Genomic DNA, 12,272 nt, shown 5'->3' on the forward strand with positions numbered 1-12,272 from the left:
TCCTGGTGGTGTGTGCTTATTGCACGCTGTAGTTGAAGGTGGCGGTGAAGCGCTGCTCGTTACGTCCACCGAAGGCTTGTTCGGGGAACGGTTTCACCTGCTTGATACGGCGCAGGCTGTTGGTGGCGGCCCGGTTGAGCAGCATGCTCGGCGCCGGGGTCTGGATCCCGGAGTCGAGGACGCGGCCTTGGCGGTCCACCATTAACCAGACCACCACCTCGCCACTCGGGCGTTCAAGGGACGCCTGGCGCCCGGTGGGGTATTGCTTGTAGGTGTCCAACTCGTTGCGCAAGCCCTTGAGGTAGCCGCCTTCCAGTGCCTGGCCGTCGACTTTCGGCGGCGCCGGCGGAGCGGCGGGTGCTGGCGTGGGAGCGGGAGCGGCTTGCACCGGCTTGGCGGCCACCGGAGCTGGCGCAGGCACAGGCGTTGGCTTGGCGACCACGGGCTTGGGCACCGGTTTTGGCTTGGGCTCAGGCTTTGGCAGTGGTTTGGGGATCGGCTTGGGTGGCGGAGGCGGAGGGGCAGGTTCGGCCTCCTTGTCTTCGATCACCGGCGGCGGCGGTTCTTCCACCACGGGCTCGGGGACCACTTCCGGCTCGGGCTCGACCAGCGCGAGTTCAACCGCCGACTCGTCGTACTGCGGCTGGATCTTCAGGGGTTGGGACTGGATACCCAGTGCAATCAGCACCAGGGCGATCAGGGCCGGGACACTGCCCAGCAGCCGACGCGCACGAAACAAGGCATACATGATCAGGACTTTTTCGTGGCGATGGAGACAGAGGTAAAGCCACCCAGGCGCAGGGTGTCCATCACCTCGACCAGGCGCGACACTTCCACGCCTTTGTCGCTGTTGACGATGATCGTCGACTTGGTGTCTGGCTTCTCGCCGGCCTTGAGTGCAGGCACCAGCGCGTCGACGGTCAGGTCCTTGCCATCGAGCTGCAGCTGACCTTCCAGGCCCAGGGTCAGGATGAATTTATTTTGCGGCTTGAGCTGCTGTGAACTGCTGGCGCTCGGCAGCTGAGTCTTCATGCCCAGGGCCGGAATCACGTTCAAACTCACCAGTACAAAAAACACCAACAGGAACATCATCACGTCGATCATCGGGATCAGTTCGATGTGTGCCTTGCGTTTTTTGGGTTCATCCCAAGTTCTCATTCCGCTACCCCGCAGTTGATTAGGGGCGACACGCTAGCAACCAAAAATGACCGAATGGTTAACTTTAATTTAAGCTTTTAAGGCTCTAGGACGCGTCTTACAGACGACTCGTGGGTCTATTTATCTACGTAATGAAACTGACACGACGCGGGTACATTCTTGGAGAATTTATTTCGCGAGTCCCCCTGCATGAGCATTGCACTGCCGCATTTATCCACCCCGCGACTGCTGTTGAAGCCTCTGCAAAAGGAGCAGGCCGAGACGTTGTCGGTGCTGGCCAACGATCCCGATATTGCGAACAACACGGCTGCGATTCCATCGCCATACACCTTGGAAACCGCACACGCCTTTATTGATGGCCAGGCAGAGAATTACCGCTCGGGGCATTCACTGGGGCTGGGGATTCATCTGCGGGAAACTGGCGAATTGATCGGCGTGATCAGTCTCAGATTATCTGCTGCTCATCGAAGTGGGCATCTCGGGTATTGGGTGGCCGCCCATTCTCGAAGCCAGGGTTATGCCGCCGAAGCAGCGGCACAGATCATGGCGTTTGGGTTCAGCGAATTGGCGCTGCAGCGTGTGGGCAGCCAGTGCTTTGCTCGTAACAAAGGGTCCGCTCGGGTCATGGAAAAAATTGGCTTGGGTTACGAAGGGTGCATGAAGGGCGCCTTCCTCAAGAATGGGGTGCACGAGGACATGTTGTTGTATGGCCTGGTGCGTGCCGATTGGAAGGAGCGCAGTTGATGAGTGTGAATCACGATCGCCGTCGCGTACTGGGCGGGCTTGCAGTTGCCACGGCGTTTTCGATCCTCAGCCCGTTTGCCCGTAGTGCAGGCATCGACTATCCCTTCACCCTCGGCGTGGCGTCAGGCGATCCATTGCCCGATGGTTTCGTGATCTGGACGCGCCTCGCGCCGCTGTTCAATGCCGCCGACGGTCGGGGTGGCCTGAGCCGAGCGGTGCCGGTGCGCTGGAAGGTGGCCCGCGATGCAGCGATGACGCGCGTTGTGCGCCAGGGCGAGGTGATGGCCAGCGAGCGTTTCGCCCATTCGGTGCATGTGGAAGTCGCCGGGCTGGAGGCGGGTCGACCTTACTGGTACCAGTTCGAAGGCCTCGGTGCGCAAAGCCCGGTGGGCCAGTCGCGCACTGCGCCGGCGGTGCATGCCATGGCATCAGCGCAGTTGGGTTTTGTCTCCTGCTCCCATTGGGAGCGAGGCTACTTCAGCGCCTATCGGCATTTGGCCGCCGAGCAGCCTGACCTGGTGTTTTTCCTCGGGGATTACATCTATGACAGTTCCTACGCGGCTGATTCCGGCAAAATCATTCGCCCCCACGGCAGCGGCAATGCGTTGAATCTGGTGGATTACCGCAACCGCTACGCCCTGTACAAGACCGATCCGGATTTGCAGGCACTGCATGCTGCGGCGCCCAGTGTGGTCACCTGGGACGATCACGAAGTGCAAAACGACTATGCCAGCCAGTGGTCCCAGGACCCGAACATCCCGGTGACGAGTTTTCTCAAGCAGCGGGCGGCGGCCTACCAGGCCTTCTACGAGCACATGCCGCTGCGGGCCAGCAGCCTGCCGCGCGGGCCGGACATGCGCCTCTATCGGCGTTTGGACTACGGCCGGCTGGCGCGTTTCCATGTGCTGGATGGGCGTCAGTACCGCTCCGAGCAGCCATGCATCCTGGCCAATGGCAGCCACAAGGGACATGTGGCCGCGAACACCTGTGCTGACCTGCGCGATCCCCGTCGCACCATGCTCGGCTGGGAGCAGGAGGCTTGGCTGGATCAGGGTTTTGCCGAGTCCCGGGCACAATGGAACGTGATCGCGCAGGACCTGTTGGTCGCGCCGCTCACGCAACGTGACCTGACCAACCACAAGCCCGGCCGCTGGACAGATGGCTGGGATGGTTACATGGCCAACCGTGAGCGGATGCTTGCGTCGATGGTGCGCAGAAAGGTGAATAACCCGGTGTTCTGGGGCGGCGATATTCACTCGTTCTGGACGACGGACCTGCACGCTGACGCAGGGAATCCGGATTCGCCCGTGGTCGCGACCGAGTTTGTCGGCACGTCGGTGACGTCTGACGGGCCACCATTTGATGCGTTCAGTGCGATCCTGCCCCTCAATCCCCATGTGAAGTTTTTCGACAGCCGCCAGCGCGGCTATGTGTCGGTGGCGCTTGAGGAGAGGAATATGCTGACGAACTTCCGGGTGATTTCCGATCCCCGGGATCCGAACGCCAGCGTCTCGACCCTCAAGTCGTTCGTGGTGGAGCCGGGCAGGGCGGGGGCGATTGCGGTTTAGTCAGTTCAGGGTATAGCGCACCGACAATGCTCCCTTTTTCTCGGAGAGGGCCAGGATCGTCACCTGGCCCACGTCCCCCAATGCCTGCACGTGCGTGCCGCCGCAGGCATAGGCCGGCAGGTCGCCAAAACCCACTTGCCGCGTACCGTCATCCAGGGCCATATGGCGCGGCAGGTTGGCGGCGATCCATTGGTCGACTTGCCGCTGGATCGCCTCGGCGTCCATGGCCTGGGCCGAGGTGCCGCGAATAAAGGTGATCTTGCCTTCGCCCGGCCAGTGATGAGCCTTGATCGGCATCCAGCCCAGGGTTTCACCGGCATTGCCGATCAGATGCCCGGCCGAGTGCAGGCGCGTGTGCAAGGTGCGGCGGTCTTCATCGACGCGTGCCTGGATCACGCCGGGAGCCACGGGGCGGTCTACGTAATGCACGACATGATCGCCTTCCTGCACCACCTTCAACACCTGGCTTGCCCCGAGCCAGCCGGTGTCGCAGGGCTGGCCGCCACCTTGTGGATGGAAGATTGTGGACTGCAGGATGACCGCAAACTGGTTATCAAAAGGTGTGCATCCCAGCACTTCAAGTTCGGCATTCAGGTGGTCATGGGTAAAAAACAGGCGCTGGGTCATCATTTATATCCGCATCAGGGTTTCTAACCGGCAGTATAAGAAGTGCACCAATGGGTGATAATCCGTTCAAATCTCAATGGACTTGTGCGTCATGAGCATCAATCTTCCCTTACCGCTGCTGGGCGAAATGGCGATTTTCGTCAAGGTGGTGGAAACAGGCAGCTTCTCCGAGGCTGCGCGCCAACTGGGAGCATCGCCGTCCTCCGTGAGCCGCAGCATCTCACGCCTGGAAAAGGCCCTGGCAACTCGCCTGCTGCAACGCACCACGCGCAAGTTGCGCCTCAGCGAAGGTGGCGAAGAGGTGTTCAAGCGCTGCCAGGAAATGGTCAGTGCTGCGCGGTCGGTGATGGAAATCAGCGGCCAATACACCCATGAAGCCGAAGGGCTGGTGCGGGTCAGCGTGCCCAAGGCGGTGGGGCGTTTTGTGGTGCATCCGCATATGCCGGAGTTTTTGCGGCGTTATCCCAAGGTTGACGTGCAGTTGATCCTGGAGGACCGGCATGTGGACCTGATTGACGACAATGTCGACCTGAGCATCCGCATCACCGACAGCCCGCCGCCGGGGTTGGTGGGGCGCCAGTTGCTGCCGATCGAGCATTTGATCTGCGCCACGCCGCGGTACCTGGCGGAGCACGGTACGCCGCAGCATCCCCATGATTTGCTGGAGCACAGTTGCATCTACCTGGGTGAGACGCCGGGGGATGCGCGCTGGAAGTTTCGCCAGGGCAGCAAGGCGGTGACGGTGGGCGTGCGCGGGCGGTATGCGGCCAATCACACAGGCGTGCGGCTGGATGCGGTGTTGCAACATGTGGGGATTGGCAGCTTGCCGTATTTCACGGCGCGGCATGCGCTGGAGGCGGGGGAGGTGGTGCAGGCGTTGCCGGGGTGGGATTTCATTGCGTCGTACCACGGGGATGCGTGGCTACTGCATTCGCCGACGCGGTACCTGCCGCCGAAGTTGCGGGTGTTTATTGATTATCTGGTGGAGTGCATGAAGAGAGAGCCGACGCTGAACAAGCGGTAGGAATACAGTTTAAATGTGGGAGCGGGCTTGCTCGCGAATGCGGTGTATCAGTCACCTAAAATATTGACTGACACACCGCATTCGCGAGCAAGCCCGCTCCCACATTTGATCTGCGTGAGCCCTGAAATCAGTGCTTGGGCTGGTCATTGGACATGGCCAACAACTGCTTTTCCTGGTTCCAGTCGAACGGTTCGTCGTTCTGTTCAGCTTCGAAGCGACGTTCTTCCAAGGCCTGGTACAGGTCCAGCTCGTCGTCGGGCATGAAGTGCAGGCAGTCGCCACCGAAGAACCACAGCAGGTCGCGCGGTACCAGGTGAGCAATTTGCGGGTAGCGCAGGATGACCTGGCTCATCATGTCCTGGCCCAGGTACTGGCTTTCGATCGGGTCGATGGGCAGCAAGGCGCGCAGTTCATCGAAGCGCTCCAGGAACAGGAGGTGGCTTTCCTCGGGAACCTGTTCGGCTTCGCCGACGGCAACCAGGATGCTGCGCAGGTGGTCGAGCAAGACGAGATGATCGGCAACGACGTTGGACACGAGATAAGTCCTCAAGAGCAAAACGGGCGCGAGAGTATATAGCTCGGTGCCTTGCCTCACAAATACGATTCCTTTTGACGAGTGGCTGTTGTTGTCAGGCAAGGCGCCGCGACGAGTCATAGCTTGCTATGGCGAGGAGCGGCAACGCAGCATGACGACAACAGACGCCGTCAAAAGGGATCAGTATTTGTGAGGCAGGGCACTCTACCCGTTTTTATATGACCGCTGGGATCAGCGGACTTTTCCCTCGGCCTGGCTCAGTTCTTCCTTGCTGAAATCATCCACGTCGATCACCTTGCGTCGCGCTGCTTCGGCGTCACGCAGGGTTTGCGCCTCGGCCGGTTGCAGCACGCCGGCATGCAGCGCGGCATCGATGGCGTGTTCGCCCGCGGTCGGTTTGACCTGGCCGCTCTTGAGGCCTTCGTGGAGTTTTTTCTGCAACGGATGGCTGTCGGCCAACAGGTCGTAGGCATGTTGCAGGGCGCCCACCGGATCTTCTGCAGACTGTGGGCGATAGCAGCCAGCCAGCACCGCTTCCAGGGTCGGGTCACCCTTGGCGCGACCAAGCACTGCGGCCACCTCGGCATCCAGCGCATCGGACGGGCCTTTATGACGGCGGCCGAACGGGAACACGATCACCCGCAACAGACAACCCAACACCTTGCTCGGGAAGTTGGTCAGCAGTTCATCCAGTGCACGCTCGGAGTGGCCAAGGCTCTCTTCCATGGCCCAGGCGAACAGCGGTTCCAGGTGGTCTGGCGAATCCAGGTCGTGATAACGCTTCAGTGCAGCCGATGCCAGGTACATGTGGCTCAGCACATCACCAAGACGTGCCGACAGGCGTTCGCGTCGTTTCAACTCGCCGCCCAGCAGCATCATGCTCAGGTCCGCCAGCATCGCAAACGCCGCGGCCTGACGGTTGAGTGCGCGGAAATAGCCCTGGCTCAGGCGGTTGCCCGGAGCCTTTTCGAAGTGGCCGAAACCGAGGTTCAACACCAGGGTGCTGGCGGCGTTGCTCACGGCAAAGCCGATGTGCTGCAGCAGCAGGCCGTCGAATTCCTTCAGCGCCTGGTCATGGTCTTCGCGACCGGCCAGGGCCATTTCCTTGAGCACGAACGGATGGCAGCGAATCGCACCCTGGCCGAAGATCATCAGGTTGCGCGAGAGGATATTCGCGCCTTCCACGGTGATGAAGATCGGCGCGCCTTGCCAGCTGCGGCCCAGGTAGTTGTTGGGGCCCATGATGATGCCCTTGCCGCCGTGCACGTCCATCGCGTGGCTGATGCATTCGCGGCCGCGTTCGGTCAGGTGGTACTTGAGGATCGCCGACAGTACCGAGGGTTTTTCCCCCAGGTCGACCGCGTTGGCGGTGAGCATCCGCGCGCTGTCCATCAGCCACGCGTTGCCGCCGATGCGGGCCAGGGCTTCCTGGATGCCTTCAAAGGCCGCCAGAGGGACGTTGAACTGCTCACGCACCTGGGCGTACTGGCCGGTCACCAGGCTGGTGAACTTGGCCGCGCCCGTTCCGACGGCAGGCAGGGAAATCGAACGGCCTACCGACAGGCAGTTCATCAGCATCATCCAGCCCTTGCCGAGCATTTCCTGGCCACCGATCAGGAATTCCAGCGGAATGAAAACATCCTTGCCGGAGTTGGGGCCGTTCATGAACGCGGCGCCCAGTGGCAGGTGACGGCGGCCAATTTCAACACCCGGGGTGTCGGTAGGGATCAGCGCGAGGCTGATGCCCAGGTCTTCTTTGTCGCCCAGCAGATGATCCGGGTCATGGGCCTTGAAGGCCAGGCCGAGCAAAGTCGCTACCGGGCCGAGGGTGATGTAGCGTTTTTCCCAGTTCAGGCGCAGGCCGAGGGTTTCCTTGCCTTCCCATTCGCCTTTGCAGATCACCCCGGTGTCGGGCATGGAGCCGGCATCGGAACCGGCCAGTGGGCCGGTCAGGGCAAAGCACGGGATATCGTCGCCACGGGCCAGGCGTGGCAGGTAATGGTTGCGTTGTTCATCGGTGCCGTAGTGCAGCAGCAATTCGGCCGGGCCCAGGGAGTTGGGGACCATGACCGTGGAGGCGAGGTCGCCGCTGCGGGTTGCCAGCTTCATCGCGACCTGGGAGTGGGCGTAGGCGGAGAAACCCTTGCCGCCGAACTCCTTGGGGATGATCAGGGCAAAAAAGCCATGCTGCTTGATGTGTTCCCAGGCAGCGGGTGGCAGGTCCATGGCCTGGCCGATTTCCCAGTCGGTGACCATGGCGCACAGTTCTTCGGTAGGACCGTCGATGAAGGCTTGTTCTTCTTCAGTCAGTTGCGCCTTGGGATAGGCCAGCAGCTTGTCCCAGTCGGGGCGGCCGCTGAACAGCTCGCCGTCCCACCACACGGTGCCGGCGTCGATGGCGTCGCGCTCGGTCTCGGACATCGGCGGCAGGACTTTCTGGAACCAGTTGAACAGCGGCGCGGTGAAGTACTTGCGGCGCAGGTCCGGCAGCAGCAGCGGGGCGGCTACCAGGGCGATCAGCACCCAGAAGATCAACAGCAACCAGCCTGGTGCATGGCTGAAGGCGCCCATTGCCAGCAGGTAGACGGCGACCACGCCGATGGCGGGCAGGGGCGCGATGCGCCGGTGCGCGAGGTAGGCAATGCCCACCACCAGAACCAGTATCCACAACAACAGCATATTCAATCCTCCGTGAAACCAGGTGCGAAATCACCTCAGAGCTTAGTCGGCATCCGAACAAGCGGGGTGACGAGGGTGTTACGTGGTGTGCCAGGTCGAATCACCACCAGGCGCCGACATTTGGCCGAATCGTCGTTATCGCAGAGAGCAGGCCTGTGGTTAGACTCAAGGCTTGCCTCGGAGATCAACCTCATGAATGCGTACTTGAATCCCGGCCGCTTCATCGATAGTGACCACCCTGCGGTGGTGGAGTTCGCCGAAAAACATCGCGGTTCGAGTGCCGCGCCCCGTGACCAGGCAGTCAGTCTTTACTACGCCGTGCGTGAGGCGGTGCGCTACAACCCCTACACCTTCAGCCGCGACCCGCAAACCCTCAGCGCGAGCTTCGCACTGGCGGCCGGCGAGAGTTATTGCGTGCCCAAGGCAACATTGCTGGCGGCGTGCGCAAGGCACTGCGGGATCCCGGCGCGCATCGGCCTGGCCGACGTGCGTAACCACCTCTCGACGCCCCGTTTGATCGAGCTGCTCAGAAGTGACGTATTTGCCATGCATGGCTACACCGAACTGTATCTGGATGGCCGTTGGGTCAAGGCCACGCCCGCATTCAACCAGCAACTGTGTGAACTGTTCGATGTGCCACCCCTGGAGTTCGACGGCATTCACGACAGTGTTTTCCACGCTTTCAACCGCAAGGGCCAGCGCTCCATGGAGTACGTGGTGGACCATGGGCAATTTGCCGAGGTGCCCGAGGAATTCTTCTTCGCCCACATCCAGAAATGTTACCCGCACCTGTTTGGCGAGCAGATGCCGATCCTGCTGGGGGACATGCAGAGTGATTTAAGCCGGACGTGATCCGGCGTATGCTGCCCCGGCATTCATCCAACCATCTTTTTCAAAATCGGGGCGGTCATGCTGAAAATCTGGGGTCGTAAAAATTCGTCAAATGTCAGGAAAGCACTGTGGTGCGCCGAGGAGCTCGGCCTGGACTATGAGGCAATTGATGCGGGCGGGGCTTTTGGTGTGGTCGACACGCCGCAATACCGCGCGCTGAACCCCAATGGCCGGGTGCCGATGATTGAAGATGGCGACTTCGTGCTGTGGGAATCCAACACCATCGTGCGCTACCTGGCCGCCAAACATGCGCCGGATTCGAACTGGTACCCCAGCGAGCTGCAAGCCCGGGCCAATGCGGAAAAGTGGATGGACTGGACCACCTCGACCCTGGCCGAACCGTTCAAGACCGTGTTCTGGGGCGTGCTGCGAACCCCGGCTGAAAAACAGAACTGGGACACCATCAACGCCGGTCGCCAGGCCTGCATCGATGTTTTGCAGACGGTGGATCAGGCCTTGGCCACGCAACCTTACCTGTCCGGCAGCGAGATCGGCATGGGCGATATTCCCTTGGGCAGCTTCATTTATGCCTGGTTCGAAATGCCCATCGAACGCCCGTCGATGCCTAACCTGGAAGCCTGGTACCAGCGGCTGCGCCAGCGTCCGGCCTATCAGAAATCGGTCATGACCGCGTTGACCTGATACCGACTATTAATACGGGTTACTGTACTTGTGCGGCGCGGACAAGCACCATGCTTGTCACGCGCAGCCGTTGTATTCCGTGCGGTCTGCCCTCATGTAACAATTCTATTCCTCTTCTTTGGTGCGTAATCCGATATGAGTTCCGCTCTGTCCATCCGGCAGCTAACCAAAACCTACGGCAACGGTTTCCAGGCCCTGAGTGGTATCGATCTGGACGTCGCCGAAGGTGATTTCTTCGCCTTGCTCGGCCCCAATGGCGCCGGCAAATCCACCACCATCGGGATTCTCTCGACCCTGGTCAACAAGACCACCGGTACGGTGAATATCTTTGGCAACGACCTGGACAAATCCCCGGCGGCGCTCAAGCGCAGCATCGGCGTGGTGCCCCAGGAGTTCAACTTCAACCAGTTTGAAAAGACCTTCGACATCGTCGTGACCCAGGCCGGTTACTACGGCATCCCGCCGAAGATCGCCAAGGAACGCGCCGAGCAATACCTCACGCAACTGGGCTTGTGGGACAAGCGCGACGTGCCTTCGCGTTCCCTGTCCGGGGGCATGAAGCGCCGCTTGATGATCGCTCGCGCCCTGGTTCACGAACCGCGCCTGCTGATCCTCGACGAGCCGACGGCGGGCGTGGACATTGAGCTGCGTCGTTCGATGTGGACGTTTCTCACCGAGCTGAACCAGAAAGGCATCACCATCATCCTCACCACGCACTACCTGGAAGAGGCTGAGCAGCTGTGCCGCAACATCGGCATCATCGACCACGGCACCATTGTCGAAAACACCAGCATGCGTAACTTGCTGAGCCAGTTGCATGTGGAGACCTTCCTGCTCGACCTGAAAAACGACATGACGGTTGCGCCCCAGTTGATCGGCTACCCGAATCGCCTGGTGGACAGCCACACCCTGGAAGTCCAGGTGGACAAAGCCGTGGGCATCACCGCGCTGTTTGGCCAACTGGCTACCCAGAACATCGAGGTGCTGAGTCTGCGTAACAAAACCAATCGCCTTGAGGAGTTGTTTGTGTCCCTGGTGGAGAAAAATCTGGCGAAGGTGGCGGTATGAGTTCGGAACTGCAACCCAACCTTGTCGCGCTGCAGACCATCGTCTATCGCGAAGTGAAGCGCTTTACCCGGATCTGGCCGCAGACCTTGCTGCCGCCGGCGATCACCATGGTTTTGTACTTCGTGATCTTCGGTAACCTGATTGGTCGGCAGATTGGTGATATGGGTGGATTCACCTATATGGAGTACATCGTGCCGGGGTTGATCATGATGTCGGTGATTACCAACTCCTACGGCAACGTGGTGTCGAGCTTTTTTGGCAGCAAGTTCCAGCGGTCCATCGAGGAATTGATGGTGTCGCCGGTGTCGCCCCATACGATTTTGATCGGCTACACCCTGGGCGGTGTGCTGCGCGGGTTGATGGTTGGGGTGATTGTGACGTTGCTGTCGCTGTTCTTTACCCATTTGCAGGTGCATCACCTCGGGATCACCCTGTTGGTGGTGGTGCTGACGGCGACTATCTTTTCGTTGCTGGGGTTCATCAATGCGGTGTTTGCGCGCAACTTTGATGATATTTCGATTATTCCGACGTTTGTTCTTACGCCGCTGACGTATCTGGGTGGGGTGTTTTATTCGATCACCTTGCTGCCGCCGTTCTGGCAGACGGTGTCGTTGGCTAACCCGGTGTTGCATATGGTTAACGCGTTTCGCTATGGGATCCTGGGCGTTTCGGACATCAAGATCAGTGTGGCGATCACCTTTATGCTGGTGGCGACTGTGGTGCTGTATGTGGGGTGTGCGCGGTTGCTGGTGAGTGGGCGCGGGATGCGCACCTAAGCGTTGAGATGTAATGAGAAACGGCCTCCAGATGAGGTCGTTTTTTTTGGGGTTTGGTTTGAGTACATATCCGTTTTTTCGGTAACGGCCACTTATGGTTCCGCTCTTACAGCGGCTCACTTTGGAAAAGCCCCAAAGTAAGCAAAGGGCTCTGCCCCGCCTGTCGGCGCCTCGCTTAGGCTCGGCGTTCCCTCACTCCGGCATTGCTCCGCGGGCCGCCGCGACGGGCCATCCATGGCCCGGCGCGGCTAAACCGGCGTCCTGCCGGTTTACCCGCTCCGCAATACCTGCGTTCGGCCTCGGGCTTATTGGGGCAGTCAGAGCAAGATCAAAATCAAAAGCAAGAGCACGGCGGCCTGAGAGCCGACCTGAGTGTTAAAAGCAAAGGCAAGATCCAGAGCGAAAGCAGAGCTGCTTTTCTGTGGGAGCTGGCTTGCCTGCGATGCAGACACCTCGGTTTTTCAGACACGCCGAGGTGATGCCATCGCAGGCAAGCCAGCTCCCACATTTGAACCGTGCCCGCTTTAGCTTTTGATTTTGCTCTTCAACACTCAAGCCGG

General features: G+C 60.2%; 12 protein-coding genes and 1 pseudogene. 7 read left to right on the forward strand and 6 right to left on the reverse strand.

The genetic code is table 11. The features are described 5' to 3' along the window. Positions 1–16: 16 nt before the first annotated feature. Both HX811_RS30620 and HX811_RS30625 read right to left on the reverse strand, forming a co-directional pair. A complete protein-coding gene (locus HX811_RS30620; RefSeq protein ID WP_177048656.1) occupies positions 17–748 on the reverse strand; it encodes an energy transducer TonB in 732 nt (243 codons plus the stop codon). Between the two features lie 2 nt (positions 749–750). Further along, a complete protein-coding gene (locus HX811_RS30625) occupies positions 751–1,158 on the reverse strand; it encodes a biopolymer transporter ExbD (RefSeq protein WP_003217209.1) in 408 nt (135 codons plus the stop codon). A gap of 189 nt (positions 1,159–1,347) precedes the next feature. On the opposite strand from HX811_RS30625, the gene HX811_RS30630 reads away from it, so the two are divergent. After that, positions 1,348–1,902 carry a GNAT family N-acetyltransferase gene (locus tag HX811_RS30630; protein WP_003217211.1) on the forward strand — a complete coding sequence of 185 codons (555 nt, stop codon included), beginning with the start codon at positions 1,348–1,350 and terminating at the stop codon, positions 1,900–1,902. Next, positions 1,902–3,470 (forward strand): alkaline phosphatase, encoded by a 1,569-nt coding sequence (locus HX811_RS30635; RefSeq protein ID WP_177048658.1) that lies wholly within the window; start codon positions 1,902–1,904, stop codon positions 3,468–3,470. The genes HX811_RS30630 and HX811_RS30635 overlap by 1 nt, the downstream gene beginning before the upstream one ends. Here HX811_RS30635 and HX811_RS30640 read toward each other — a convergent pair whose 3' ends face one another. Further along, on the reverse strand, positions 3,471–4,097 hold the full coding sequence (locus HX811_RS30640; protein ID WP_003217215.1) for a hypothetical protein: 627 nt from the start codon (positions 4,095–4,097) through the stop codon (positions 3,471–3,473). Between the two features lie 91 nt (positions 4,098–4,188). Here HX811_RS30640 and HX811_RS30645 point away from each other — a divergent pair, with 91 nt between their 5' ends. Beyond that, a complete protein-coding gene (locus HX811_RS30645) occupies positions 4,189–5,121 on the forward strand; it encodes a LysR family transcriptional regulator (protein ID WP_177048660.1) in 933 nt (310 codons plus the stop codon). Between the two features lie 127 nt (positions 5,122–5,248). Here the strand turns inward: HX811_RS30645 and HX811_RS30650 are convergent, their stop codons facing one another. Next, on the reverse strand, positions 5,249–5,656 hold the full coding sequence (locus HX811_RS30650) for a PA2817 family protein (protein ID WP_003217220.1): 408 nt from the start codon (positions 5,654–5,656) through the stop codon (positions 5,249–5,251). A gap of 231 nt (positions 5,657–5,887) precedes the next feature. Then, positions 5,888–8,335, reverse strand: a complete 2,448-nt coding sequence (locus tag HX811_RS30655) for an acyl-CoA dehydrogenase (RefSeq protein WP_177048662.1) — start codon at positions 8,333–8,335, stop codon at positions 5,888–5,890. Between the two features lie 192 nt (positions 8,336–8,527). On the opposite strand from HX811_RS30655, the gene HX811_RS30660 reads away from it, so the two are divergent. From HX811_RS30660 to HX811_RS30675, 4 genes are all read left to right on the forward strand, one after another. Further along, positions 8,528–9,187, forward strand: coding sequence for a transglutaminase family protein (locus HX811_RS30660; protein ID WP_177048664.1), 660 nt, complete (start codon positions 8,528–8,530; stop codon positions 9,185–9,187). Between the two features lie 57 nt (positions 9,188–9,244). Further along, positions 9,245–9,868: a glutathione S-transferase family protein gene (locus tag HX811_RS30665; RefSeq protein WP_003217226.1), complete on the forward strand. Its 624-nt coding sequence runs from the start codon at positions 9,245–9,247 to the stop codon at positions 9,866–9,868. 135 nt (positions 9,869–10,003) lie between these two features. Next, on the forward strand, positions 10,004–10,936 hold the full coding sequence (locus tag HX811_RS30670) for an ABC transporter ATP-binding protein (protein WP_003217227.1): 933 nt from the start codon (positions 10,004–10,006) through the stop codon (positions 10,934–10,936). Next, complete coding sequence (locus HX811_RS30675) at positions 10,933–11,712, forward strand: ABC transporter permease (RefSeq protein WP_003217229.1); 780 nt, start codon at positions 10,933–10,935, stop codon at positions 11,710–11,712. Before HX811_RS30670 ends, HX811_RS30675 begins: the two co-directional genes overlap by 4 nt. Before the next feature lie 375 nt (positions 11,713–12,087). Here the strand turns inward: HX811_RS30675 and HX811_RS31885 are convergent. Continuing rightward, positions 12,088–12,272: pseudogene (locus HX811_RS31885) on the reverse strand (hypothetical protein); the annotation flags it as partial.

Origin of the sequence: Pseudomonas sp. F8002 (assembly GCF_013385495.1) — a bacterium.
Taxonomy (GTDB): domain Bacteria; phylum Pseudomonadota; class Gammaproteobacteria; order Pseudomonadales; family Pseudomonadaceae; genus Aquipseudomonas.